This window comes from Sphingobium sp. OAS761 (genome assembly GCF_024168485.1).
Lineage (GTDB): Bacteria > Pseudomonadota > Alphaproteobacteria > Sphingomonadales > Sphingomonadaceae > Sphingobium.
This window is the reverse complement of the sequence record NZ_JALJVY010000001.1, coordinates 1-25864: the sequence shown is the minus strand read 5'-3', so window position 1 is coordinate 25864 and position 25864 is coordinate 1. Positions and strand designations below refer to the sequence as shown.

The window sequence follows — 25864 nt, the reverse complement described above, 5'->3', positions numbered from 1 at the left end:
CTTAGCAGGGGCGGGCGCACAGGGCAATGGCACCGGGACAAAGCCGCTATTTGAAGTTGTGTGGAAACATGCCTATGTTGCCCATGGAACCTGAGTTTGAGCAAAGGGTATTATCCCCCGTGTACGTTATCGTGATCCTCGCCATGATCGCCGGCTTTCTGGCCCTGCGGCTCTATTCGGTGCTCGGCAAGCGCACCGGCCACGAGCAGGAACCCGCGCCGCGCCCGGCCGAGGAGCGCGCGAAGGTGACCGTGCTGCAACCCCGCACCTCGGTCGAAACGGCCGGCGATTCGGTGCGGCTGTCCGAAGGCCTGGTCGGCCCCGGTGCCGAAGCGGGCGTAAGGGCGCTGATCGGCGCGGATCGGAATTTCGACGTTCCGCAGTTCGTAGAAGGCGCCAAGAGCGCCTACAAGATGGTGCTCGAAGCCTTCTGGCGCGGCGACCGGGACGAACTGGCATGGTTGTGCGACACCGACGTGCTTGCATCGTTCGAAGACGCGATCGCCGCGCGCGAGGCGGAGGGCCATGTGCTGGACAATCGTCTGGTGCGGATCGAGAAGGCGCAGATTGTCTCAGCCGCGCTGAACGGCCGTATCGCCGAGTTGTCGTTGCGCTTTGAAGCCGACATCGCCGCCATCACCCGCGACAAGGACGGCACGGTGGTCGCCGGATCGATGACCGACGCGATCGGCACGCGCGACATCTGGACTTTCACCCGCGACATCCGCAGCGCGGACCCCAACTGGAAGCTCAGCGAAACCGACGAGGCATGATCCGCTGGACATCGGGCAGCGCGCTGCTGGCGGCGCTGGCGCTGCTGTCGGCTTGCGCCGGGGGCGTCATTCCGCCGTCGGCGGGCGGTCCTGCCCCCGCAAGACCCGCATCGGGCGGGCCGTCGCAGTCCGGCGAGATCGCGACCCGCCCCGTCCCGGCGACGCCGCGCCCCGCCTTGCCGGTGCTCAATCCTGACGACCTGACCCTGGACGTGACCACCGCCGCCGGTCTGGGCGTGCGACCCGGCCCCGACATTGGCGCCCTGATCCCGTCGGGCGAGCGGTCTCGGCTGGCGCTCCAGGCGTTCCGCCTGTCCTGCCCCAGCCTGATGCGTCGACCCGATCCGAGCGGCCTGACGCGCGGGTCGGACTGGAACAATGCCTGCGCCGCCGCGTCGAGCTGGCCCGAAGCGAGCGCCAGCGAATTCTTCTCCCGTTATTTCGAAGCGGTTCAGGTGGGCGACGGTGCTGCCTTCGTCACCGGTTATTATGAACCGGAAATCGCCGGTTCCCGCGTGCGTCAGCCGGGCTATGACGTGCCTGTCTATCGCCGCCCGCCCAACCTGGTCGACGTCGATCTGGGCCAGTTCAGCGACAGCCTGAAGGGCCGCACGATCCGGGGCAAGGTGGACGGAACGAAACTGGTGCCCTTCGACGACCGCGGCCAGATCGTCGGCGGCTCGCTCGCCGGGCGCGGGCTTGAACTGGCCTGGGCGGCGGACCCGGTCGAATTCTTCTTCCTTCAGGTACAGGGTTCGGGCCGACTGACGCTGCCCGACGGCGGCATCATGCGTATCGGCTATGACGGCCAGAACGGCCGCGACTATACCGGCATCGGCAAGCTGATGAAGGATCGCGGGCTGATCAAGGCCGGATCAATGCAGGATATCATGGGCTATCTGCGGTCCCATCCCGCCGAAGGCGCGGCGATCATGAACGAGAACAGGAGCTTCGTCTTTTTCCGCGAACTCACCGGCGCGGGGCCGATCGGCGCCATGGGCGTGGCCGTGACCCCCGAAGCGACGGTGGCGGCCGACCCCAAATTCGTCCCGCTCGGTGCGCCGGTGCTGCTGTCGCTCGATCGCGCCGAGCCCAATGGCATATGGATCGCGCAGGACACCGGCGGCGCGATCAAGGGCGCCAACCGCTTCGACAGCTTCTGGGGCGCGGGTGCCCGCGCGCGCGGCATAGCTGGCGGCATGTCGGCGCGCGGCAGCGCCCTCATCCTGCTGCCGATCGGATCGGCGGCGCGCCTGACCCGACCCTGACGGCACGCGGGCGATGGTCCGGAGGCTGCTGTCGAACGAGGAACGGGCGCTCTGGAACGCTCTGACCCGGTCGGTCCGGCCATTGCGCGCGCAGCCCATATCCGCCCCTCCGTTGGCGTCGCCGCCGATGCAGGCTCCGCGGGAAAAAGGGTTAACGACCGCGCAGCCTGCCCGCCCCGTCGAGGCCGCCCCGCGCATGCCGACGCCGGTTCTCGACAACAGCTGGGAAAAGCACATCCGCGGCGGCAATATCATTCCCGACATGAGCGTCGATCTGCACGGCCACACGCTTTCGGCGGCCCATGTGCGATTGAACCAGGTCTTGGGCGCGGCGCTGTCGCGGGACGCCCGTGTCCTGCTCGTCGTGACTGGCAAACCGCGGAAAACGGGTGGCATGGGCGCGGATGCCCGGCGCGGCGCCATTCGCCGCGAAATCGGCCACTGGCTGGAAACAAGCCCCCATGCCGACCGGATTGCGAGCGTGCGCGTCGCCCATCCCCGACATGGCGGAGACGGGGCGCTCTACCTGATCCTGCGACGCAAAAAATAGCTGGCGCGGGACGCCTTCGCTGACCCTTTCTTAACCACCGTCCTTCATATCCGGCTGATCGGGCTCCGCTGACGGGGGCGGTTTGATCGGGTGGAGAAGCAATGCAGGGGGTGACGTTGAAAAGCCGCGCCACTGCGTTCGCCTGCGCGGCCGGGGCAATGGTATTCACCCTGTCCCTCGTTCTGGGCTATTCGGAGGGCCAGGGCGACGACCTGACCCAGATCGGCCGATCGCTCATCATCGCCATATTGTGCGGCACGATGAGTTGGGCATCGGCCAGCCGATCGATGGCCGCCACCGCCAGCGCGATCGACGCGACGACGGAGCGGCTGCTGGGCGCCGCGCATGGCGATTTGCAATCGCCCGTCCCGGGGGAAATCGCCGCCGAACTGCCCGACCTGTCGGTCGCGATGGAAAGCCTGTTCAGCCAGGTGCGCACCAATCTGGACCATGTGCAGGCGCTGGCCCTGATCGATCAGGTGACGGGTCTCGCCAACCGCACCAGCTTTTGCCGGCAGGTGGAACGCCACCTGGACCAGCGGATCGAAGGCGGATCGGCGGCGCTGTTCTTCATCGACCTCGACGGGTTCAAGCATGTCAACGACACGCTGGGTCACGCGGCCGGCGACCAGTTGCTGGCGCGTGTCGCCGGGCGCCTATGCGAAGTGGTGATGGCCCAGGTGAGCGGCGGCGTTGGCGACGCGGTCATCGGGCGTCTGGCCGGCGACGAATTCACCCTGTTCTTCCCGATATTGTCCGGCGAAAATGCCGCCGCGCGTATCGCCCGCGCGATCCAGTTCGCGCTGGGCGAGCGATTTGACCTTGGCAGCCAGCATATCGAACTGGGCGCGTCGATCGGCATCGCCTGCTATCCCGACCATGGCGATACGCTTCCCGCCCTGTTGCGGGCCGCCGACGTCGCCATGTATCACGCTAAGCACCAGGGACGCGGACGGTCGGAAATCTATTCCGCGCAACTGGCCCTGGAAGCGTCCGACCGCGCCGAACTGGAAGAGGATCTGGCACGGGCGCTGGAGCGGGACGAATTTCTGCTGGAATTCCAGCCGCAGATCGACATTGCAACCGGCCGCTCCGTCACGGCGGAAGCGCTGGTCCGATGGGCCCATCCCCGACGCGACCTGATCATGCCCGGCGCGTTCGTGCCGATCGCGGAGGAAAGCGGCGCGATCGTGGCGCTGGGCGACTGGGTGATGGGCAAGGTTTGCGAAACCGCCGCGCGTTGGACGCGCGAGGGTATCGACCAGCGCATCGCCATGAACATTTCGATGCGGGAACTGGGGCAACCGGATTTCTTCCTGCGCCTGCGTCACACCATGGCCATCCATCATGCGCCCGCCACGATGCTGGAGCTGGAAATCACCGAATCGCTCGCCATGGACATGGACGCGCGCGTTCTGGATCAATTGCGCGCGCTGCGCCGGGACGGCGTCAGCGTCGCCATCGACGATTTCGGCACGGGCTATTCCAACCTCGCCCGGCTGAAGGAACTGCCGGTAGACCGGGTCAAGATCGACCGCAGCCTCGTCCGCGACATTGCGACGTCGGCGGAAGCGCGCACCATTTGCAGCGCGGTCGTGGGCCTGATCCAGGGACTGGGGATGGAGGTGGTGATCGAGGGTATCGAAAGCGGCGCCCAGATCGATGTGCTGCGCGTGATCGGTTGCACGATGTTCCAGGGCTATCATCTTGCCATGCCATCCCGCGAGGCGGAGTATCTGGCCCGCTTTGCCGCACCCGGCCAGCGCGAGCGGCGCAGCGTCTGAACCTGGTCGGCGTTCAGCGCACGGACGGTCCGATGCTGACATTCGATACGGTTCGACGCCAAGTCTCCCCGAATGTCAGAGCCTCTTCGGACCACTGAAAATATCTGATTCCGGTGGATTTTGCGATTTTGACGTTGGCGGACCCATCCAAGCCGCCGGAGAATGCACATGGCAAAATCAATCCGCCAGCGCCCTTTCCACGATCAGGCGGTAGATCCGCCGCAGATCGTGCAGGTCGGCCAGCGCCACCGCCTCGTCCAGCTTGTGCATGGTCGCATTGTTGAGGCCGAATTCGACCACCGGGCACAGTCGCGACAGGAAGCGGGCATCGGATGTCCCGCCGGTCGTCGACAATTCGGCGTCGAGCCCCGTCACCTCATGGATTGCCTGCTGCACCATGCCCGACAGCGGACCCGGCTGGGTCAGGAAGGATTCGCCGCTGATCTTCGCTTCGACCGTGCCCCCATCCCGCGCCGCGATGGCCGCGATCCGATCGATCAGGGACGCACCGCTATGCCGGTCGTTGAAACGGATGGAAATGCGCGCCGTGGCCGCGCCGGGAATGACATTATGGGCCGCATTGCCGACATCCAGGTCGGTGATCTCGATGTTGCTGGGCTGAAACCAGTCGGTCCCCTCGTCCAGCACCTCCGCCTCGATCGCCGAAAGAATGCGCACCAGCCGGGGAATCGGGTTGTCGGCCAGATGAGGGTAGGCGACGTGGCCCTGCACGCCCGCGACGCGGATCCACATATTGACCGACCCCCGACGCCCGATCTTGACGACGTCGCCCAGTCGCGCCGCAGATGTGGGTTCGCCGACCAGGCACAGGTCCGGACGCAGACCGCGCGCCGCCATCCGCTCCATCAGCGCCAGCGTCCCGTGCACCGCCGGTCCTTCCTCGTCGCCGGTGATGATCAGGCTTATCGTGCCCGGCAGGTCGGCCGGCACATCGGCGAGCGCGGCAACGAACGCGGCGATGGCCCCCTTCATATCGACCGCGCCGCGACCGTAGAGCAGGTCGCCGCGCACATCGGGCACGAAAGGATCGCTGGTCCACCCCGGTCCCGGAGGCACCACGTCCAGATGGCCTGCGAAGGCGAAATGCGGACCCGCGCCGGTCGTGCGCCAGGCCAGCAGATTTTCGACCGGACCGTCGGGCGGCCCGCCCGCCACGAAACGGTCGACGGTGAAGCCCAATGGGGTTAGCATGGCTTCCAGCGCCGTAAAAACGTCGCCAATAGCGGGTGTTACGGATGGACAGGCCAGCAGGCGCCGGGTCAGGTCCACAACATCGTCATTGGGGCTGGCATTGCTCATCGCGTCGCGTTAGCGAAAGCCATGCCCGTTGGCCAGCGACAGCAGGAGAAGGCCATGCCCCGAATCGAAGCGAACACCATCGCCCAGACCAACAGTACAGGCTATCCGCCCGCCCACGCCGCCCTGGTCGGCGGGCGATGGGTCCGGCGGCTGGGGCAGGCCGCCGGCCTGAGCGACTTCGGCGTCAGCCAGGTGATGCTGAAACCCGGCGCGGCATCCTCCCAGCGCCACTGGCACGAGGATGAGGACGAATTCGTCGTGATGCTGGCGGGGGAGGCAGTGCTGGTGGAGGATGGGAGCCGCACAGCCATGCGACCGGGAGACATGGCCGCCTTTCCCAAGGGAGAGCCCAACGGTCACCACCTGGTCAACGAAAGCGACGCCGACTGCCTGTTCCTGGCGTTCGGCCGGCCGCCGTTGGGCGATTGCCATTATGCGGACATCGACATGGTCTGGACGGGGGGAAGCTACCGACGCACGGATGGAAGCGATTTCTGACATGCGGATCGATCGGCGCGCCCTGATCGCGGGTGCCGGTGCGATGCTGGCGGCAAGCAGGACGCGGGCGGCGCAGGCCGTCGCGCCTGCATGGATCAAGCCCCAGCGACTGCGCGCCGGGGATACGGTCGGGCTGATCCAGCCGGCCGGATTCGCGGACGACGCGTTCGACATCGCGCTGGTGGAAGATACCGTCCGCGCCATGGGCCTGACGCCCCGGCGCGCGCCGCATCTGCTGGACCGTTACGGATATCTGGCGGGCAAGGATGCCGACCGCGCCGCCGATGTAACCGCGATGTACGCCGATCCCGTAGTGAAGGCCGTTTTCGCCGTGCGCGGCGGATGGGGATGCGCCCGCATCCTGCCGCATCTCGATTTCCGCATCATTCGCGCGAACCCCAAGCTGCTGGTCGGCTATTCCGACATCACCGCGCTCCACATGGCCTTTGCCGCCCGGGCCGGCTTCACCACCATTCACGGTCCCGTGGCGTCGAGTGGATGGGACAGCTTTTCCCGGGACAGTTTCCGCGCCGTCGCGTTCGATGCGCAGGCGGCCGAATATCATAATCCCGTGGGCACGCAGGATCGGCTGGTCCAGCGCATCGGACGGACCATCTGCTTCCATCCCGGCAAGGCGACGGGACGGCTGCTGGGCGGCAACCTGACCGTGCTGTCGGCCCTGGCGGGAACACCGTGGCTGCCCGATTTCACGGGCGCGATCCTGTTCATCGAGGATATCGGAGAACAGCCATACCGGATCGACCGGATGCTGACCCAATTGGGCCAGGCCGGTATATTGCCGCGGTTGGCGGGCGTGGTTTTCGGCCAGTGTACCGACTGCGCGCCGGGTGGGGAAAGCTATGGCGGCTTCACCCTGTCGGAAGTGCTGCAACAGCATCTCGAACCGCTGGGCATCCCTGCATTTCAGGGCGCCCAGTTCGGCCATGTTGCCAGCCAGTTCAGCCTGCCCATCGGCATCCGCGCGGAAATGGACGCGCAGGCCGGCACGCTCAGGCTGCTTGAACCGGCTGTCAGCTAGGGTTTTTCAGGGCGCACGTCCCAGCGCTCGACCCGGGCATTGCCGTCGGCGATGGTCAGTTCACCGAATGCGCCGGTGCGCAGCTTGGCGGGCGGCCGCTCCAGCGCCATCAGCGCATAGCGCGCCGCGCCGTTGCTTGTGAACAGCAGGTCGACCCCCTCCCCCGGCTCGGCGAAAAAGGCGCGCCAGGCCGCCAGCCGCGCGTCGCCATCGACGGTCCAGCCGTCGGGCGCGATCCCGCGTTCCTCCCAGTCCGCAAGCGCCAACGCACCGATCCGGGCCAGCACTTCGGCCTCGGGGCGGTTTTCGTCCGGACCATGATCAATCTCCGCCAGCCACCCGGCCTCCCGCGGCGACGGCAGGCCAAGTGCCGCCGCGACCGGCGCCGCCGTCTGGCGCGCACGCAACAGCGGGCTGACCAGCAGCCGTCGCACCGGCAGGGCCTGGACGGCGAACCAGTCGGCCAGCGCCCGCGCCTGCGCATGGCCGCTTTCGACCAGCGGGATGTCGGTGCGTGCCCCGACGCGGCGTGCCTCCGCGCTGCTGGCGAACGTGTTGCCGTGGCGAATGACGAAGGCGCGACGCATCGGCGCTATAATGGCGGCGTCGGATCGCCATGCGCGGCGATCAGGCGTTCGACGCGCGCAATGTCGGCTTCGGTGTCGATGCCCGAACTGTCGAACAGCGGCGACGGCACCGCGACGGTGTCGATCGGAATGCCCAGTTCGATCAGGCGAAGCTGCTCCAGCCCCTCCAGCCGTTCCAGATCGGTCGGCGCGCTGGCCTCGAACCGGCGCAGCGCGTCCAATGCATAGCCGTACAGGCCGACATGGCGCCATATCGGCGAAATCGGACCGGCGGCGCGCAACAGCTCCTCATCGCGGATCGCGGGGATGATCGCCTTTGAAAACCAATATGCCCGCCCGTCCGGTCCGCGCACGCAGCTCGTCCCGCTGAAGGGGGACCGTGTCTTGTGGTCGCGCAGCGCGTCCAGCGCCGTCCAATCCAGGGCGATGACCGGCGTGGCGACCTGGGCGCCCTGCTCCAGCGCGCCGATCACCGCGGCAAGCGCGCCTTCGGGCTGGAATGGGGAATCGCCCTGTAGATTGACGACCAGGCGCGGCGGTTCGGCCTGCGCCAAGGCGGCGGCGAGCGCGCGGCCGGACCCGGTCCCGATCGCGCTGTCGGTCATCACCGCGTCGCAACCGGCAGAGCGGGCATGGTCTGCAATTTCGCCGTCGTCCGTCGCGACCGTCAGGGCGACTGCCGGACGGGTGCCGATGGCAGCGCGGGCCATGGCGATGGTGCGATGGAGCAGGCTGCGCCCGGCGATAAGGCGAAGAGGCTTGCGCGGCAACCGGGTCGACCCGGCCCGTGCGGGAATGACGACGAGAAGGGTCAGGCGACGCCGGCGTGCAGCAGGTCATGCATGTGCAGCGCCCCGACCAGCCGCTGCTTGTCGCATACGAACAGCAGCATGATGTTACGCTCATGCATCAGATGCAGCGCTTCGGATGCAAGTTCGTCCGGGCTGACCGCCTGCGGCGTCGTCGTCATGAAACGGCCGACGGACTCTGTCAGGTTTTGCTTGCCCGTCACCGTGCGGCGCAGGTCACCGTCGGTGAACGCACCGATCAGGTGGCCATGATGGTCGATGATGGCGGTCCCGCCCAGCCGCGCGCGCGTCATTTCGATAGTGGCGTCCAGCAAGGACGCATCCTCGCGCACCATGGGCACGTCCTGCCCGGTCGCCATCAGTTCGCGCACCTTGACCAGTTGCGCGCCCAGCCGGCCGTTGGGATGGAATTTGTGAAAATCGTCCGCCGAAAATCCCCGCATTTCCATCAGCGCGATGGCCAGCGAATCGCCGAACGCCATTTGCACGGTCGTCGACGTCGTGGGCGCCAGCGCATTGGGGCAGGCTTCCTGCACGTCGGGCATCAGGATGCAGATGTCGGCCGCCTGCGCCACGGTGCTGTGCGCGCGCGCCGTCATTGCAAGCAGGGGAATGGCGAAGCGTTTGCAATATTGGATGATCGGGCCGAGTTCGGTGGATTCGCCCGAATGGGACAGCATCAGCACGACGTCGTCGGGCGTGACCATGCCAAGGTCGCCATGCCCGGCGTCGGCGGGATGCAGAAAGATGGCCGGAGTTCCGGTCGATGTCAGTGTCGCCGTCATCTTGCGGGCGACGATACCGCTCTTGCCGATGCCGGTCACGATGACGCGTCCGCGAACGCCCATCATCACGCCCACCAGACGCAGGAAGTTTGCGGAGAAATCCCGTTCTGCGAAGCGGGCTTCCAGCGCAGCAAGACCGCTGGCGGCAACCGACAGGCTGCGGCATGCGGTATCGATGATGCGCCCGCCCGAACCGAAGGGGACGATCTTGGATGCAATTGTCGACACGCGCTTACCCTTTTCTACGCTTTTGCGCCGGCCCTTGATCCGTGCGCGCAAGCGTCGACCGATCGCCGTTTAACGACGCAAAGTCTTCCTCGTTCAGCGACCCCCGACCGGCCTTGCATCCGGTATGGATGAACTGTCTACGCCCTTTCAGCCACTTATGGCAATCTATTTTGCAGGTGCGAAAGAGATTTCACAGAGACGCATGTCATTAAATCAGGATAATCGCGCGACAGAACGCATATAAATCACGACGATCTGCGCAGCCTTTTTCCTTCTCGTGCGTGCGCCTGTTAGCGGCTGCGGTGGTAATCGCGATACCATTGCACGAATCGCGGCACGCCCGACTCGATGCCCGTCGTGGGCGCAAAGCCGATATCATGCGCAATGGCGCTTATGTCGGCATAGGTCGCGTGGACGTCGCCTGGCTGCATCGGCTGAAAATCCACCTGTGCCTTGATGCCGATCGCCTCTTCCAGAACGGCGATGAGATGCATCAGTTCCTCGGGCTGATTATTCCCGATATTGTAGAGCCGGTGCGGCGCACGGCTGCCACCGGCCTTGGGCGCGCCGTCATCGGCAGGGGGATGGTCGAGGCAGCCCACTATGCCGGTCACGATGTCGTCGATATAGGTGAAATCGCGCTGCATCCGGCCGTGGTTGAATACGGGAATGGGCTGACCGGCAAGGATCTTGGATGTGAATATCCACATCGCCATGTCGGGCCTGCCCCACGGGCCATATACGGTGAAGAAGCGCAGGCCGGTCATCGGTATGCGAAACAGATGGGCGTAGGTCTCGCTCATCAGTTCATCGGCGCGCTTGGTCGCGGCATAGAGCGACACCGGATGGTCGGCGCGGTCCTCGACACGGAAGGGCAGGCTGTCATTGCCGCCATAGACCGACGAAGAAGAGGCGTAGACCAGATGGCGGACCCGGCGGTCGCGTGCCAGTTCCAGCATGTTGACATGACCTGCCAGATTGGACCGGACATAGGCGTGCGGATTGATCAGCGAATAGCGCACGCCTGCCTGCGCGCCCAGATGCACGATCGCCTCGATCACCTGATCGTCGAGCGCGGCGCCAAGCGCGTCCATGTCGGCGAAATCGAGATGATGGAAGGTGAAGAGCCGGCCATGCGTCTGCGCCAGCCGGTCGAGCCGCGCCTGCTTGAGCGAAACGGGGTAATAATCGTTCAGATTGTCGATCCCGACCACCGCGCGCCCCTGCGCCATCAGTCGGTCGGCAACATGCATGCCGATAAATCCCGCTGCGCCGGTAACCAAAATCGTCATCGCATCTTCTCCCGCGCCGGCGCTGCCCTGCCCCACCTGTGTGACGATAGCATGGCCGATGTAAAGACCCGGTCCCCATGACGGGCAATGCTTAGGCTTTCCCTAATCTTTACCGGTTAGATCGGCGGCATGGACATGGCATCCCATCCGACGTCGCCGGCCCCCGGCGCGCCCGCCCGTTCGCGCTGGGCGCAACTGGCCCGGGATGCCGCCGAAGCCAACGCCTTCTACGCGCCCGACATGCTGGGCGCGGCGCTCGATCATCTGGCGAACGGCACGACCATCCGGATGGTGGAGGCGCACGCGGGCGGATCGCTGATCGGCGTTCTGCCCATCATTCTTCAGCCGCGTCACGGACGCCTGCCGCTGGCCTGCACCGCAAACTGGATGCACGATCATTGTTTTTTCGGCGCTCCGATCGTGCAGCGGGGCTCGGAGATCGCAGCCTGGCGGGATTTCCTGGCGCAACTGGACGCAGCGCCGTGGGCACGGGGCTTTCTTCACCTCGAAAGCATCGACGCGGCCGGCGCCAATGCCGCCGCGATCGAGGCGCTGTGCGTGGAACAGCGGCGCGGCTGGCGCGAAATCCATCGCTACGACCGCGCCATGCTGCGATCCGACCTCGACGCCGACCAATATTGGGAAACCCATGTCCGCGCCAAGAAACGCAAGGAATTGCGGCGCTTGCAGAAACGGCTTGCCGACATGGGGACGGTCGAAACCCGATTGCTGGCCGACCGGACGGAACTGGCGCGCTGGTGCGGCGATTTCCTGGCGCTGGAAGCGTCCGGCTGGAAAGGCCGGCAGGGCACCGCCCTGTCGTGCAAGCCGTCCGACGCCGCCTTCTTCCGCGCCGCCTGCGCATCCGCGCTCGACCATGGGCGGCTGCACTTCCTGCGGCTCGATCTTGACGGCCGGGCAATCGCCATGCTGGTCAATTTCCGCCATGGCAACGGTGCCTTTTCCTTCAAGATCGCGATCGATGAGGAACTGGGCCGATTTTCCCCTGGCGTCCTGATAGAGATCGCCAATCTTCACGCCGTGCAATCCGATCCCGCGATCGGCTGGATGGACAGTTGCGCCGCCCCCGATCATCCGATGATCGACAGCCTGTGGGCCGAGCGGCGCAGCATCGTCCAATATCGTATCGCGCTGCGCGGATCGGGCATGGTCCGACTTCGCCGCGCCGCCGCCTTCCACGCCGCCAACGGAATCGAGGCGCTTGCCAGCCTGCTGAAAGGACAGGGATGACTGCCCATAGCCCCATAGCGCCCGCCGGGGCGTCCACTTTCCCGGACAGCGCGCGCGCGACTTTCGCCGCGGCCTATCCCGACCAGCCGGTGCGGCTGACCCACGAACTTGTCGGCCATCCGCTGCTGGGCCTGGACGCGCTCGCCGCGCTGGCCGAACGGATGCCGTCATCCTCGGTCGAATATAATCTGGGCAAGCTGCCGCTGGGAGTGCGGCCGGAGGATACGCCCTCCAACGGGCTGACGCTGGGCGAAACCATCCGCACGATCGAAATCAACGGCAGTTGGGCTGTCCTGAAGAATGTCGAGCGGGATGCCGCCTATGGCGCGCTGCTGGATGCGGCACTCGCGGAGCTGGAACCGATCGTCGCGAAGGCGACGGGCCCGATGCTGCACCGCGAGGCCTTCATATTTCTGACGTCGCCCGGCAGCGTGACGCCGTTCCACATGGACCCGGAGCATAATATCCTGCTCCAGATCATGGGAACGAAGACGATGACCGTCTTTCCTGCCCGCGACGAGAATCTGGTTCCCGCCCGCAAAAGCGAGGATTTCCACAATGGCGGGCATCGCAACCTGACATGGCAGGACGGGTTCAAGTCGCGCGGGACAGCCTGGCCGCTGGCGCCGGGCGATGCCATCCACGTCCCGGTCAAGGCGCCGCATTTCGTGGAGAACGGCCCGGCCGTTTCGGTCAGCCTTTCCGTAACCTGGCGATCGGAACGATCCGTGGCGGAAGGCGAACTCCACAGCTTCAACGCGCTGCTGCGACGGCGTGGGCTGCCGGTGGGCACGGTCGGACAGCGGCCCGAAGCGCAGGGGGTTCGCCGCTTCGTCTATCGCGTCATGCGGAAGCTGGGCGCCTGAGCAGGCGCCGGGCCAGCGCCTCCAGTTCCAGCCGGGGCGCGAACCGTTCGACCAGCCACCATTCCAGCGCCTCCTCGCAGGTGGCGAGGCTCTGCTTGTAGCGGTCCTTGCCCGCAAGCAGCGAATAGCGGGACAGGCCCCGTCCGGCATAATGACCGACCGCCGCCGCATGGCACAGCAAGCCCGGCTTGTCCTTGCCGCCGCGCGGATCGGCGAAGGCGGACTGGTAGTTCATCGCCACGTCGCGATGGATGAAGTTGACGAGCAAACCCGCCACGCCGCCCTCGTCGGCAAAGCGCAGCAGTTCGACCTCGCCCGTGGGCAGGCCGCGCGCCGCGATCGTCGCAACGAAACGGCGAAACCCCTCGTCATCCCAGGCATTGTCGGCGTGGCGCCCCTGATTGAGCGCCGCCATTTCGGCAAGCCACGGGTCGATATCGTCCAGGCCGGCGACCGCCACGGCCGGCAACGCGCCGCCATGATCCTTCATCGCACGGCGGATCTGGCTGCGCGTATTGGCGCTCAGCAGCGACAGATAGTCGCCCCTGGCCGCGCGGACGGCATCCAGATCGGCCTGGTAGACGGGCGAGATGTCGGTGCGTATGCGGCGGCGCGCCGGCAGGCCTGTCATCGACGTGCCGGGACGGACACCGCTCAGCCGCAGCGCGCGCCAGTCGCGACGACGGTCCAGCGCGGCGATCATCGCGGCTTCGCATTCCGCTTCCCGCCCGGTGACGGCCAAAAGGCCGTTATATTCGACATAGGGCCGGTCGGCGACCGGATCGCCCGACTGGTTCAGGCTGAGCGTCGCGACCCGGCCCAGCAGGCGCGGCTTCATCGCCCGGCCGAACAGCGCAAGCGCGACGTCCCTGCCCTCCCCGTCGACGACCGCCAGCAATTCGGGCGCAACGCCGTAGCTGTCGAGCCAGGCACCGGTCCAGGTCCAGCCCAGGAAAAAGGATGCATACGCCGCCGATTCGACCGCCTTCCAGCGGCGTGCCAGCGACGCGCGGTCGGGCAGCAGGGAAAAGGTCGCGGTCAGGGCCATCGCGCCCCCTTGTGGCAGAGCGCCGGGCGCGGTCAAGCGATCGCGTCAGATGGAAATGCGTCTGGCGGGATCGACGGTGCCGTCGCCGCGCACGCCGGCACGCGCCAGATCTCGCCCGATATGGCCTGTCATAAACCGCTGCCACATCACGAAATCGGCCCTCAGCGACCAGAGGGGATAGCGAAAGGTCGCCGGCCGGTTCCGTTCGATCAGCCCATGTCCGGCCCAGGCGAAGCCATATCCGGCCAGCGGCAGCGCGATCGCCAGCCACCAGTGGCCCGCCGCCGGCAGGAGCGCCAGCAGGCCGACGACCAGGCTGGTTCCCGCATAATGCAGCGCACGCGTGCCGGGGCGCGCATGTTCCTGCAAATAATAGGGCCAGAAATCACGAAATCGGGTCACGACTTTCACAGGCTACCTCACAGTCGCGCTTAATAGCGCGACAATTGACATAAGTTAAGCGTCTTATGTCAGGACGTCGCGCGGCGCGGCGCGAACTGGAAATAATCATAGGCCGCACGCGCGGCTTCGGCGATGATACGATCGCGCTGCACATGACCCTTGCTGTCTTTCATCACGAAAACGCTGATCGCGAACATCCGGCCGTCGGGAAGCCGCACGACGCCCACATCGTTGCCGATGCCGTTGAGCGACCCCGTCTTGTGCGCCAGGATCGTGCCGGGCGGCAACATGCCGGCCAGTCGCGCCTTGCCGGTCTCGCACGCGATCATGATGCTGAACAGCTTTTCGGTGCTCGACGCCGATAGCGCGCGGCCCGACTCATAGGCCGTCAGCAGATCCAGCATCGCTACCGGCGTCGACGTGTCGCGCGGGTCGAGCGCGAAGTCTTCATTGGGCAGGTCGCGCATGTCGCGCAGACGGATGGACGGGTCGGCGCGACGTGCCGCTTCGGCATTCTGGCGGAAACTGCCCGACAGCGGGCTGATCCCCATGGCGCGATACAGAAGATGGGCGGTATCGCTGTCCACCCGCATCCCGGTGACGCCCAGCCCCGCCACGAACGCGCTGACCGCCTGCGGCCCGCCGGCCCGCGCCACGAGCACGTCCGTGGCGTTATTGTCGCTGCGCGTCAGCATCAGGACGAGCAGTCGTTCGACCGGCAGGGTGGCGCCCGGTCGCGCGAACATCCATGCGATGCCGCCCTCGCTCGCCAGCGCGGGGTCCAGCACCAGTTCCTCGTCCAGCCGCAACTCCCCCTTGTCGACCAGAGACAATATGCGGCCCGCAACGGCGACCTTGTAGGCGCTCGCCATGGGGAACAGCATGTCGCCGTTCAGCGATTGCGTTTCTCCGGTCTGAAGATCGCGCACCGCAATGCCTACGGTGCCGTCCGACAAGGCCGCGAAACGCGCGAACTCGCCCAGCAACCGGTCTTCGGCATGTTGCTGCACCATGCTCCTGGGCGGCGGCCCGAAGGCATCGGCGCTGGGCAGGGGCGCGAGGAACAGGCCGACGGCGGCGAGGGCATGAACAATACGCATCAGGAGCATGACCTGTCTTCGCGGATCGCGCAGCCGGAGGCAAGTCCGTTTGCCCCCATCGGGCAAGCGTCGTTGACAGCATGCGGCGACACGCGCCATCTGCCCGGATGAGCGGAACCGTCACATTGCACGAAAGCTGGCGCGGGCCCCTGGCCGACCAGTTTACCGCGCCGCACATGCGCGCGCTCAAGACCTTTCTCGCGGCGGAGAAAGCGGCCGGCAAGCGCGTCTTTCCCAAAGGCAGCGAATATTTCCGCGCGCTCGACCTGACGCCGCTGGACCAGGTCAGGGCCGTGATTCTGGGGCAGGACCCCTATCATGGCGAAGGGCAGGCGCATGGCCTGTGCTTTTCGGTGCAGCCCGGCGTCCGCACCCCGCCGTCGCTCGTCAATATCTTCAAGGAACTGAACGCCGACCTGGGCATAGCGCGGCCGCGCCACGGCTTTCTGGACCATTGGGCACGACAGGGCGTGCTGCTGCTCAACAGCGTCCTGACGGTGGAAATGGGTCGCGCCGCTTCGCATCAGGGCAAGGGATGGGAACCGTTCACCGACGCCGTCGTCAGGCTGGTCGCGCAAAAGACGGATCCGGTCGTGTTCCTGCTATGGGGCGCCCATGCGCGGCGAAAGGCGGGTTTCGTCGAACAGGGCCGGCATCTGGTGCTCAAGGCGGCTCATCCCTCGCCGCTGTCGGCGCATAACGGCTTTCTGGGCTGCCGTCATTTCTCGCGCGCCAACGCCTTTCTGGAGGAAAATGGGCGCGGCACGATAGACTGGGCGCTGCCGCCCCTCGAATGAAGGCAGCGGCCGAATATATCGAGGCCCGGTCCTGCGTGAGCAGGCCGGGCCTCATTCCCTCTCCAAACTGATCCGGCAATCAGCCGTCGTAGTCGCCGCCGATATTCTGGTTACGCGGCGGTGCCGCGGCGGTCAGGCGCAGCGCCTCCGCCGACTGGGCGATCGAGCCGATTTCGTCAGGCGTATCGTCGTCGTCAACCTGCACCTTCTGCAACGACCCGACAAGCGAATCGTGGAGTTCGTCAGGCAGAACGGTCTCGTCGGCGATCTCGCGCAGCGCCACGACCGGATTCTTGTCACGGTCGCGATCGACGGTCAGCTCGGCGCCGCCGGAAATCTCCCGCGCGCGCTGGGCGGCGAGAAGGACGAGATCAAAGCGGTTGGTAACCTTGTCGACGCAATCTTCGACGGTAACGCGGGCCAACAGGGCCTCCTGACTGTACGAATGGATAATCGTGAACCGGCCGCCTAGCAGCGATGCCCCCCGGAGTCAATGAAAAGGCCACAAAGTCGTGGCCAGGCAGGTCGGGAACGGGCATGAAGGACCGATGGCGGACAGCGAGCCGACAACAGCGGCGATCGAACGGAGCGATGGCGCCAGCACGACGCTGGCGGGCAATCGCCTGCGCCTGATCACCCGGGGGGTGGATCTGCGCAATGCGCTGATCGACCTGATCGAACAGGCGCGGAACAGCCTGAAACTCTATTATTATATCTTCGCCGCCGACGAAAGCGGACGGTTGGTGCGCGACGCCCTGATCGCGGCACGCCGGCGGGGCGTCGCGGTCACGCTGATGATCGACGCTTTCGGATCGAGCCGGACGCCCGACGATTTCTTCTCTCCCCTGGTGGATGCCGGCGGCCAGTTCGGCCGGTTCGGCGCGCGGCGGTCCACCCGGTACCTGATCCGCAATCACCAGAAGATGGCAATCGCCGACGACCATCGGATGCTGATGGGCGGGTTCAATGTGGAGGACGGCTATTTCGGGGTGCCACCCGAAGATTGCTGGCGCGACATCGGCCTGTGGATCGAAGGCGATCAGGTGGAGGCGATGACCCGCTGGTATGGGCAGCTATGGCGCTGGGTGTCGACCAGAAGGCAGCGGTTCCGGACCCTGCGCCGCATGGTGCGAAGCTGGAACCCTTCGCTTCACCACGAACCGGCCGGGCCGTTTCGCTGGCTTATCGGCGGGCCGACAAGGCGGCTGAGCCCCTGGGCGCAGGTGGTCAAGCATGATCTGGAAAGGGCGCAGCGGCTGGACATGATCGCGGCCTATTTCTCTCCGGGTGCCGGCATGCTTCGCCGCATCGCGCGGGCCGCTCGACGCGATGGCGCGCGGATCATCCTGCCGGTCAGGTCGGACAATGGCGCGACCGTCGCGGCCGCCCGCCTGCTTTATGGACCGCTGCTGCGGCGCGGCGTCGAAATTTACGAATATCAGCCCTGCAAGCTGCACATGAAGCTGTTCGTGATCGACGATGCGGTCTTCATCGGATCGGCCAATTTCGATATGCGCAGCCTGTTTCTGAATCTGGAAGTCATGCTGCGTATCGAGGATGCCGCTCTGGCCCGCACTGTTCGGCAGTTCATCGACGGGGAGGCGCGGGAAAGCCGGCGCGTGACGCCGGAGGCCCATAATGCCGAACGGACACCGCTGGTCCTGCTGAAACGATGGATCAGCTACCTGCTGGTCGGGGTGCTGGACTATACTGTGACCCGGCGCCTCAACTTCCGCGATCCCGACAGCGACTGACGGGGACGTCGCGAACGTCGTCCCCGCACCGCATTATGTCAGCGACCGGTACCAACCACGCGAACCTCGCCGATGGGATAGCCCTTTTCGGCCATCTCCTTGGCATAATCGCCCCGCGCATCGGCCAGTTCGGACCGATATTCCTCCCACGCGTCGCGATTATCCTCCGCGTCGGTCGACCGGCGCAAGTCCTTGGTCAGTTCCTTGCGGGCCTCGGCAAGGTCGGTCTGATAATTGAACCAATAGTCATTCTCGACCCCGGCGATGGGAGCCTGATAGACGAGCTGGTCCTCGACATGGGCCAGTTGCTCTTCATAGCTTTCCGGCCCGGCATCAGTTTGCGCGAACGCCGCGACAGGCGTGAGTCCGGCGACAAGGGCGGCGACACAAAGCTTCGAATGAAACATGGGTTCTTCTCCTCTTTGCTGATCTGAACCATGGCGCATCAACGCACCGACCCATGGCTTTTTCGCCTGAACGGATGTGCAGAATGGATGGGACGAGCGCGCAGAGCGACGGACCGAGCAGCGATTGCGCTCAATTTTTATATATTATTATTTAGAATCAGTATCTTGTGATCATCTAAGGACAAGGAAGAAGCTTGCCGCCGCTTCGCCGCCATTTTCGATGGTGATCGTGTAGCGATCCGTAAATGTCGGCATCCAGGCGCAATCCGCCTGCGCGGTTTCGACCGGCTTGTCACACAGCGTTTCACCGCTTTGCCCCTGCACCCTTATCGACAGCTTGCTGTTGTCGCCCGCCGGCGCAATCGAGATGCGCGCGCGCTGGCCGCCCAGGAAGAGTTGAAACATGGACAGGGTTCCGCCCGGAACGAGCGATCCGCGCCGGTAGGCCGGCCCCAGGGCACGCCCCCTGAATGCGAGCGCGGCCCGCTTCACGCCATGGACATTCGCCTCCTGCGTCCAGACCGCAGCCAGGTCCGGCTGACCCTCCAGCGGTGTCGCGCCCAATGTAGCGAGCAGTTGCGCGGTGTCGAGCAGGGCCGCATGATCGCCGCTGGCCTGCGCGACGTCCCCGTGAAGCAGGGTACGCAAAACCGGGTCGGCCGGCACGGCGTTCCGGGCCGGAACGGGCGGCGACGCGGCGAGCATGAGAGCGGACAGCATCGAACCGATCATGATCCCCTCTCGGGCCGGATAACGAAGCGCGCGCCGGGCGCGGCATCCTCGACATGAAGCGACAGCTCATGCCGCTGCGCGATGGCCATGGCAAGAGCAAGGCCCAGTCCATGCCCCGTTCCCGCGCCATTGTCCAGTCGCACATAGCGCTCGAAAACCCGCTTCCGGTCGGTCGGGGGAATGCCCGCTCCGTCATCCTGCACCACGATCTGCGGACCCGCCGACAGTTCCAGCAGCACCGACCCGCCGCTGGGCACATATTTGAAGGCATTGTCGAGCAGGTTGGTCAGCAGCCGGGTCATCTGCATGGGATCGGCGCGCAACATCACGCGGGGGGCGATCCGGGCGTGAAAGCCGATACCCAGTTCCTCGGCGCTGGCACCGTAAAGGTCGGCCATCCTCTCGGCGATGTCGCTCAGGTCGATCTCGCCCAGCCCCCGGCGATCGCCGCGCAAGGCCTGCGTACCCGCGATGTCGAGCAGCGAATCGAGCAGACGCACCACGCCGCGCAGTTCCGCGCGCGACTGGCCGAGCATCGCCAGCAACATGCCGTCGCCGGTCGTTTCCATCGCCTTGAGCAACCGCGTGTCCAGATGCATCAGCGGCGTCCGGATTTCATGGGCCGTCTGATCCGATATCGCCCGCTGCGCCTCGATCAGGCGTTCGACCTGATCGAGCATGCTGTTGGTATTGGCCGCCAGTTCAGCCAGTTCATCGCCCTGGCCCGCCCCGGCGGCGCGCGCGCCTATCTGTCCGGCCCGCACCGTCGCGAAGGTGGCGTTGACCGCCTCCACCCGTTCGCGCAGGCGCCGCGCGGCAAAATGACCGGCGGCAAGGCTGAACAGCGCGATGACGGCGCCCGCCACGGCGAATGCGGCGGCCAGCCGTTCCAGCAAAGCCTGTCCCCGATCGTCGCTGCGTCCCACGACCAGTCTTGCGCCGGGACCGAGCCGCGTCGCCCGCGCGAACATCCGTTCACCGCCCGGCAGGACGACGAAACCGGTTTCCGACCGTTGCGGCGATACGGCGGGCCACCGCTTCAGATTGCCCGCCAGGACATGTCCCTGCCCATCGACAAGCATATACCAGCTTCGCTCGCCATCCTCCCGCTCGACGCCAAGGCGGTCGGCTATGCGGGCACGCAACTCGTGGTCGCCGCCGCTTACATAGATATCCGCCAACCCGGCAAGGTCGGTGTCGACCTCCCGCGCGAGGCGGGCGCGCCCGTCCTCGGCAACGATCTGCCGCACCACCAGGAACAGGGCCAGGGTGGACAGCAGGCTGACCAGCAGTGCCGACAGCGTTACCCGACCGAAGACGGACCGTAAAAGGCCGGGTTTAACCACCGCCCCGCGCATTCCGGGCGATCAGCCGGTAACCGGTGCCCCACACGGTTTCCAGGACTGGCGTGTCGAACCCTTCCTCCAGCTTGCGCCGCAGGCGGCCGACATTGACGTCGACCACATTGGTTTGCGGATCGAAGCTGAGCTTCCACACGTGACGCAGCAGCATCTCGCGCGTGACCACTTCACCGGCATGGTCCATCAGATAGCGGAACAGGTCGAATTCCTTGGGCGACAGCGCCAGATGCCGGCCCTGCCGAAACGCGGTGCGCGCCTTCACATGGCATTCCAGGTCGCCGAACAACAGGACAGGCTCATGGCTGCGGCTGCTGGCGCGCCGCCACAGCGCGCGAACGCGCGCGACCAGTTCCTCAGGTTCGAACGGCTTGGCCAGATAATCGTCGACGCCGCTTTCCAGACCCTCGACCCGATGTTCGCTACGGCCCAGCGCCGACAGCATCAGCACCGGCGCACCCACGCCCGCCATGCGCATCTTGGTGACGATCTCAATGCCCGACAATTGGGGCAGCATCCTGTCCAGGATGATGACGTCGTGGTCCCCGCTGCCCGCGCGATGCAGACCCGCCGCGCCGTCGCCCACATCCTCCACCGCCATTCCGGCGCCGGCCAATATTTCCAGAATGGTCGCGCGCGCTGCGACATCGTCTTCCACGAGCAATACGGAAATCCGGTCAGTCTGCGCCATCTTGCCCCCCGACATAGCGATAATGGCAAAGGCCGCCAGTGACAAAGCCTGTTAAGCCTCGCACTGGCGGCCCGTCATGGAACGGGGGGTGGCCGCGCCGGTTACACCTTCATCGCGTTGCGGAACATCACGAAGGCGATGACGACCAGATAAACGCCGAAGACCTTCTTGAGCGGCGCGGCCGGCATGGCGTGGGCCACTGCGACGCCGAGCGGGGCGGTCAGGATCGACATGGACGCGATCGCCAGCGTGGCGGGCACGTTGACATAGCCGAGCGAGCCCCATGGCAGGCCGGCTTCGCCGATGCCGATGATCGCGAAGCCGATGGCGCTCGGGATGGCGATCAGCGTGCCGATGCCCGACGCCGTGGCGATCGCCCGGTGGATCGAACGGCCGCACAGGGTCATGACCATGATGGCGATGGTCCCGCCGCCGATACCCAGCAACGCGGAAAAGGTGCCCAGCCCGCCGGCGATGCCGACGCGGGCGATACCCGAAGGCATGGTGTCGCTGATCACCTTGCCGCCGACCTTGGGCAGCAGGAAGTTGAGCGACATCAGGAACACGCCGACGGCGAAGATCATGGTGAGGATATGGCCGTCGACATGGCCGGCGAGCAGCACGCCCAGCCCGTCGCCCAGGATGATCCATGGCGCCCAGGCCTTGAGCACCTCGAACTCCACCGCCCCGCGCTTGGCGTGGGCCAGCAGCGACCGGATGGAGGTGACGATGATGGTTGCCGCCGACGTGCCGATGGCCACATGCGCTACGGCTTCATGCGTGCCGCCCAGCAATGGCAGCACGACGAACAGCGCCGGCACGACGACAAAGCCGCCGCCGATGCCGAAGATGCCGGCGGCGAAGCCGGCGAACAGGCCCGCGCAGAGCATCCCTACGAGTGGAACAAGCCAGGTCATGACATCGCCGTGCATTAGCGCGCCTCCCGTTCCAGCGCCGGACCGGCGGCCATGCTGTTGCTTTCGCCCTGAATGGTCAAGGCGGTGGATGAAGTGATGTCGACCATGTCGTTAAACCATGCCTCTCTTCGGCGGATCCTGTCAGAAGAGCCATGTTGTCACGGGCTCCCGGTCAGCTAGACGAACGAGCGCTGCCAATCCGCACCCCTTTCCGCCCCGGCCCCCCGAAAGTCGACGCCGCGCAAGAGTCACAACGACAAAGAGCCGGCCTGACAAGGGACAGGCCGGCTCAGCGTCATGGTCCGGAGGATGGTGATCCGCCGGCCTTTGTGCGATCACCCGATCACGAAATCCGCGTTGGTCAGCGCAAGGCCGGTGGCCATGTGCGCGATCAGCACCGATCCGCCCGCCGCGTTGCCGTTGGCATCATAAAACAAGTCGCCTGTCGCGCTGTTGTAGAGGATCCGGTCATCCGCATCCAACGCCGCCGATCCGATCCGGAACGCACCGGCTGCCAGCGTTCCTGCCGGACCAGCCGCGGTGAAGATCGACGAAGCCAGTTCGATCGTGTCGTCGATCACTTTGAAATCGGTGATCGTGTCGACATTGCCAGCGCCAGTCGCCGTGTCGAAGCGGAAGATGTCCTGCCCCGCGGCGCCGGTCAACGTATCGTTGCCGCCGCCGCCGCTGATGATGTCGTTGCCGGTGCCGCCATTCAGCATGTTGGCGCCGTTATTGCCGATCAGGATATTGTCGAGGCTGTTGCCCGTCCCGTTGATATTCGCGGATCCGGTCAGCGTCAGGTTTTCGACATAGATGCCGCCCAACGAATATGTCACCGACGCGTTGATGGTATCGTTGCCGTTACCGGCCGTTTCAATGATCACATCGCCGCCATTGTCGACGATGTAGAGGTCATCGCCGGCGCCGCCGCTCATATTGTCCGCACCGCTTCCCCCGTTTAGAACATTGTTACCGCTGTTGCCGGTCAGGATATTGGCCAGGCCGTTGCCGGTGCCGTTGATGTTCGCGCTACCCGTCAGCGTAAGGTTTTCGACATAGACACCGGCAAGACTATAACTGACGGACGCCTGTGCCAGATCGATGCCACCGATATTGGTTTCGATGATAATGTCAGCGCTATCGTCAATGACGTAAATATCATCGCCCAATCCACCACGCATCGTGTCGATGCCGGCACCCCCGTCGATCGTGTCATTGCCAGAGCCGCCGCTAATGTCGTTGGCCAGCCCGTTACCTGTCAGGCCTTGTCCTGCATTGCCGGTTCCCACCAGATTTTCGACATTATCCGCGAGCACATAGCTGGCGAGTGCGGTCTGAACCGTATCGATACCTTCGCCGGCCAGTTCCGTCACTGTTTCGCTGACATGATCTACGACGTAGGTATCGTTGCCCTTACCGCCAATCATGACGTCGGCACCGGCCTTGCCGTCCAGCGTGTCATTGCCGTCGCCGCCGGTCATGCGGTTGGCGACGCCGTTGCCGATCAGCACCTGCCCTGCGTTGGTGATCGCGGTCAACTTCTCCAGATTATTGCCCAGTGTATAGGTGCTCAGCGACGTGCGTACCTCGTCCGTGCCCTGGTTGGCGCCTTCGACGACCACGTCATTGATGTTATCGACGATATAGATGTCATGGCCCGCGCCGCCGTTCATGGTGTCGACGCCTGCGCCGCCGTCCAGCGTGTCGTTGCCCAAACCACCGATCAGCGTGTCGTCCCCTGCCCCGCCGGTCAGCACATTGTTGCCGTTGTTACCCTTAACGATGTTGGCCAGGCTGTTGCCGGTTCCGTCGATGTTGGCCGTGCCCGTCAGCGTGAGATTCTCGACATAGGTGCCCAGAATTGCATAGCTGATGGAGGCGTTGACGGTATCGGTGCCGCCGTTTCCAAGCTCGACCACCAGGTCCCCGGCATCATTGACATAGTAGAGATCGTCGCCCCCACCACCTATCATCCTGTCGGCACCGCCGCCGCCGTTGATGACATCATTGCCCGCCTCACCGGTAATGACGTTATCCAGGCCATTTCCGGTCAGCGTCTGCCCTGCAATCCGCATACCGGTCAGCTTTTCGACATATACGCCCAGCGCATAGGTGACCAGGTTGGTGCGCACCTCGTCAGTGCCCTCATCAGCGGCTTCGCTGACGATGTCGTTAACGCTGGTGACAATGTAGACATCGTCGCCCAGGCCGCCGGCCATGTCGTCCGCGCCGATGCCGCCGTCGATATAATCGTTGCCCTCGCCGCCCAGGATGATGTCGTTGCCGTCGCCGCCATCGATAATGTCGTCGCCCGCCTCGCCATAGACGCGATCGTCTTCGGATCCGCCGCTGATGCTGTCCGCGCCGGCGCCGCCATAGAGGATGTCGATGCCCGCTCCGCCGTTCAGCGTGTCATTACCAGCGTCGCCGTACAGCGTGTCGTCGCCGCCATCGCCGTTCAGCGTGTCAGCGCCCTCGCCGCCCCGCAATATATCCTCGCCATTGCCGCCGGACAGGCTGTCATTGCCCAGGCCGCCGACCAGCAGGTTGTTCGCCGACGATCCGGTTATGGCGTCATTATAAGCAGACCCGGTCACATTTTCGAAATTGCTGATCGTATCGACACCCGCTCCGCCGGTATTCTGCGCCGCCGTTACCGCCAGCGACACGGTGATCCCGGCTGTCGCACGCGCATAGCTCAATGTGTCGACGCCGCCGCGACCGTCCATCACGTCGTTGCCGGCACCGCCTTCGAAGATGTTGGTGCCGGATGTGCCCAGCAGCGTGTCATTATAGGCCGTGCCTATAACGCCTTCGATAGTCAACAGCGTATCAGTGCCCATATTGCCGCCCAGCGTGTAGACGTTGGACGCTGCATTCAGATCGATGCTGATCGCAGTGTTGCCGCCGACGTAACTGGCGACGTCATACCCGTCCGAGCCGGTAAGCGTGTCGTTGCCCTCACCACCCTGCAATATGTCATCGCCGGCATCGCCGTTCAGATTATCGTCGCCCGCGCCACCGACGATCTCGTCATCGTCGCCGCCGCCGTAAACGGTGTCGTTGCCGTCGCCGCCGTCGATATAGTCGTTGCCCGCGTCGCCGTTCAGCGTGTCATTGTCTGCGCCGCCATAGATGCGGTCGTCGCCGGCTTCTCCGTTGATCCAGTCCGCGCCGAATTCGCCGCGCAATTCGTCATTGCCCAGGCCGCCGTAGATGGAGTCGGCGTCGTCGCCGCCGCGGATGATGTCATTGCCGCCTTCGCCGTACAGCGTATCGGTTCCCGCGCCGCCCGACAGGTCGTCGTCGCCTTCGCCCCCGTTCAGATAGTCGTTGCCCTGCCCGCCGGTGATCAGGTCGTTTCCTGCGCCGCCGAACAGTTGATCGTTGCCACCGTTGCCGCTGATCGTGTCGTTGCCGTCGACGCCGTAATAAATGTGGCTGTCGTCGGTATCGACGAAGACATTGTCCTGCGGCGTCCCGACAATGCGGCGGAACGGATCGTTCACAAAGTCGGACATCTGGATGTCGGCGACCGTGCCGGGGGCGAATTCCACCACCAGGTCGGCGGAGGTCAGGGTGAGGTCGCGGTCGATGTCGGCGAT

25 protein-coding genes are annotated in these 25864 nt (G+C 65.4%); 10 read left to right on the top strand and 15 right to left on the bottom strand.

All coding sequences use genetic code 11. From position 1 onward, the window contains the following. The first annotated feature begins 119 nt into the window (after positions 1 to 119). From J3E64_RS00130 to J3E64_RS00115, 4 genes are all read left to right on the top strand, one after another. Positions 120 to 773: a Tim44/TimA family putative adaptor protein gene (locus J3E64_RS00130; protein ID WP_253338355.1), complete on the top strand. Its 654-nt coding sequence runs from the start codon at positions 120 to 122 to the stop codon at positions 771 to 773. Then, complete coding sequence (locus J3E64_RS00125; RefSeq protein WP_253338353.1) at positions 770 to 2041, top strand: murein transglycosylase A; 1272 nt, start codon at positions 770 to 772, stop codon at positions 2039 to 2041. The genes J3E64_RS00130 and J3E64_RS00125 overlap by 4 nt, the downstream gene beginning before the upstream one ends. Before the next feature lie 13 nt (positions 2042 to 2054). Then, positions 2055 to 2591: a Smr/MutS family protein gene (locus J3E64_RS00120; RefSeq protein WP_253338351.1), complete on the top strand. Its 537-nt coding sequence runs from the start codon at positions 2055 to 2057 to the stop codon at positions 2589 to 2591. Positions 2592 to 2692: 101 nt separating this feature from the next. Then, positions 2693 to 4375: a bifunctional diguanylate cyclase/phosphodiesterase gene (locus J3E64_RS00115; protein WP_253338349.1), complete on the top strand. Its 1683-nt coding sequence runs from the start codon at positions 2693 to 2695 to the stop codon at positions 4373 to 4375. 177 nt (positions 4376 to 4552) lie between these two features. On the opposite strand, the gene dapE is transcribed toward J3E64_RS00115, so the two are convergent. Beyond that, on the bottom strand, positions 4553 to 5695 hold the full coding sequence (gene dapE / locus J3E64_RS00110; protein ID WP_253338347.1) for a succinyl-diaminopimelate desuccinylase: 1143 nt from the start codon (positions 5693 to 5695) through the stop codon (positions 4553 to 4555). A gap of 54 nt (positions 5696 to 5749) precedes the next feature. Here dapE and J3E64_RS00105 point away from each other — a divergent pair, with 54 nt between their 5' ends. Then, a complete protein-coding gene (locus tag J3E64_RS00105) occupies positions 5750 to 6193 on the top strand; it encodes a cupin domain-containing protein (RefSeq protein ID WP_253338344.1) in 444 nt (147 codons plus the stop codon). 1 nt (position 6194) lies between these two features. Continuing rightward, complete coding sequence (locus tag J3E64_RS00100) at positions 6195 to 7232, top strand: LD-carboxypeptidase (RefSeq protein WP_253338342.1); 1038 nt, start codon at positions 6195 to 6197, stop codon at positions 7230 to 7232. On the opposite strand, the gene J3E64_RS00095 is transcribed toward J3E64_RS00100, so the two are convergent. The 4 genes from J3E64_RS00095 to J3E64_RS00080 all read right to left on the bottom strand — a co-directional run bounded on the left by J3E64_RS00095 (position 7229) and on the right by J3E64_RS00080 (position 10933). Continuing rightward, positions 7229 to 7819, bottom strand: coding sequence for a histidine phosphatase family protein (locus J3E64_RS00095; protein ID WP_253338340.1), 591 nt, complete (start codon positions 7817 to 7819; stop codon positions 7229 to 7231). The two genes, J3E64_RS00100 and J3E64_RS00095, sit on opposite strands and share 4 nt — an antisense overlap. Before the next feature lie 5 nt (positions 7820 to 7824). Beyond that, entirely contained in the window at positions 7825 to 8634 is an 810-nt protein-coding gene (kdsB, locus tag J3E64_RS00090) for a 3-deoxy-manno-octulosonate cytidylyltransferase (protein WP_301286923.1), read from the bottom strand. Further along, positions 8631 to 9641 (bottom strand): KpsF/GutQ family sugar-phosphate isomerase, encoded by a 1011-nt coding sequence (locus J3E64_RS00085; protein ID WP_253338336.1) that lies wholly within the window; start codon positions 9639 to 9641, stop codon positions 8631 to 8633. The genes kdsB and J3E64_RS00085 overlap by 4 nt, the downstream gene beginning before the upstream one ends. A 290-nt stretch (positions 9642 to 9931) precedes the next feature. Beyond that, a complete protein-coding gene (locus J3E64_RS00080) occupies positions 9932 to 10933 on the bottom strand; it encodes an NAD-dependent epimerase/dehydratase family protein (protein ID WP_253338334.1) in 1002 nt (333 codons plus the stop codon). Between the two features lie 129 nt (positions 10934 to 11062). On the opposite strand from J3E64_RS00080, the gene J3E64_RS00075 reads away from it, so the two are divergent. Both J3E64_RS00075 and J3E64_RS00070 read left to right on the top strand, forming a co-directional pair. Then, positions 11063 to 12184 (top strand): GNAT family N-acetyltransferase, encoded by a 1122-nt coding sequence (locus J3E64_RS00075; protein ID WP_253338332.1) that lies wholly within the window; start codon positions 11063 to 11065, stop codon positions 12182 to 12184. Continuing rightward, complete coding sequence (locus J3E64_RS00070; RefSeq protein ID WP_253338330.1) at positions 12181 to 13050, top strand: cupin-like domain-containing protein; 870 nt, start codon at positions 12181 to 12183, stop codon at positions 13048 to 13050. The genes J3E64_RS00075 and J3E64_RS00070 overlap by 4 nt, the downstream gene beginning before the upstream one ends. Here J3E64_RS00070 and J3E64_RS00065 read toward each other — a convergent pair. From J3E64_RS00065 to bla, 3 genes are read right to left on the bottom strand one after another with little or no spacing between them, the layout of a single operon-like run. Beyond that, complete coding sequence (locus J3E64_RS00065) at positions 13028 to 14098, bottom strand: GNAT family N-acetyltransferase (protein WP_253338328.1); 1071 nt, start codon at positions 14096 to 14098, stop codon at positions 13028 to 13030. The genes J3E64_RS00070 and J3E64_RS00065 overlap by 23 nt on opposite strands. Before the next feature lie 45 nt (positions 14099 to 14143). Next, positions 14144 to 14509 (bottom strand): DUF962 domain-containing protein, encoded by a 366-nt coding sequence (locus tag J3E64_RS00060; RefSeq protein ID WP_253338326.1) that lies wholly within the window; start codon positions 14507 to 14509, stop codon positions 14144 to 14146. Between the two features lie 59 nt (positions 14510 to 14568). Beyond that, positions 14569 to 15609 carry a class A beta-lactamase gene (gene bla / locus J3E64_RS00055; RefSeq protein ID WP_253338324.1) on the bottom strand — a complete coding sequence of 347 codons (1041 nt, stop codon included), beginning with the start codon at positions 15607 to 15609 and terminating at the stop codon, positions 14569 to 14571. A gap of 98 nt (positions 15610 to 15707) precedes the next feature. Here bla and ung point away from each other — a divergent pair, with 98 nt between their 5' ends. Beyond that, positions 15708 to 16397, top strand: coding sequence for a uracil-DNA glycosylase (gene ung / locus J3E64_RS00050; protein WP_253338322.1), 690 nt, complete (start codon positions 15708 to 15710; stop codon positions 16395 to 16397). Between the two features lie 79 nt (positions 16398 to 16476). On the opposite strand, the gene rpoZ is transcribed toward ung, so the two are convergent. Then, positions 16477 to 16821: a DNA-directed RNA polymerase subunit omega gene (gene rpoZ, locus J3E64_RS00045; protein WP_253338320.1), complete on the bottom strand. Its 345-nt coding sequence runs from the start codon at positions 16819 to 16821 to the stop codon at positions 16477 to 16479. A gap of 124 nt (positions 16822 to 16945) precedes the next feature. Between rpoZ and J3E64_RS00040 the strand changes: the two genes are divergently transcribed. Then, positions 16946 to 18151, top strand: coding sequence for a phosphatidylserine/phosphatidylglycerophosphate/cardiolipin synthase family protein (locus J3E64_RS00040; protein WP_253339342.1), 1206 nt, complete (start codon positions 16946 to 16948; stop codon positions 18149 to 18151). Between the two features lie 38 nt (positions 18152 to 18189). Here the strand turns inward: J3E64_RS00040 and J3E64_RS00035 are convergent, their stop codons facing one another. From J3E64_RS00035 to J3E64_RS00010, 6 genes are all read right to left on the bottom strand, one after another. Further along, positions 18190 to 18558, bottom strand: coding sequence for a hypothetical protein (locus J3E64_RS00035; RefSeq protein ID WP_253338319.1), 369 nt, complete (start codon positions 18556 to 18558; stop codon positions 18190 to 18192). Positions 18559 to 18729: 171 nt separating this feature from the next. Then, complete coding sequence (locus tag J3E64_RS00030) at positions 18730 to 19290, bottom strand: hypothetical protein (protein ID WP_253338317.1); 561 nt, start codon at positions 19288 to 19290, stop codon at positions 18730 to 18732. Then, positions 19287 to 20636, bottom strand: coding sequence for a HAMP domain-containing sensor histidine kinase (locus tag J3E64_RS00025; RefSeq protein ID WP_253338315.1), 1350 nt, complete (start codon positions 20634 to 20636; stop codon positions 19287 to 19289). Before J3E64_RS00025 ends, J3E64_RS00030 begins: the two co-directional genes overlap by 4 nt. Further along, positions 20629 to 21339, bottom strand: a complete 711-nt coding sequence (locus tag J3E64_RS00020; protein WP_253338313.1) for a response regulator transcription factor — start codon at positions 21337 to 21339, stop codon at positions 20629 to 20631. Before J3E64_RS00020 ends, J3E64_RS00025 begins: the two co-directional genes overlap by 8 nt. A 101-nt stretch (positions 21340 to 21440) precedes the next feature. Beyond that, positions 21441 to 22271, bottom strand: coding sequence for a sulfite exporter TauE/SafE family protein (locus J3E64_RS00015; RefSeq protein WP_253338311.1), 831 nt, complete (start codon positions 22269 to 22271; stop codon positions 21441 to 21443). 320 nt (positions 22272 to 22591) lie between these two features. Continuing rightward, a partial coding sequence (locus J3E64_RS00010; protein ID WP_301286785.1) for a hypothetical protein occupies positions 22592 to 25864 on the bottom strand: 3273 nt, incomplete at its 5' end.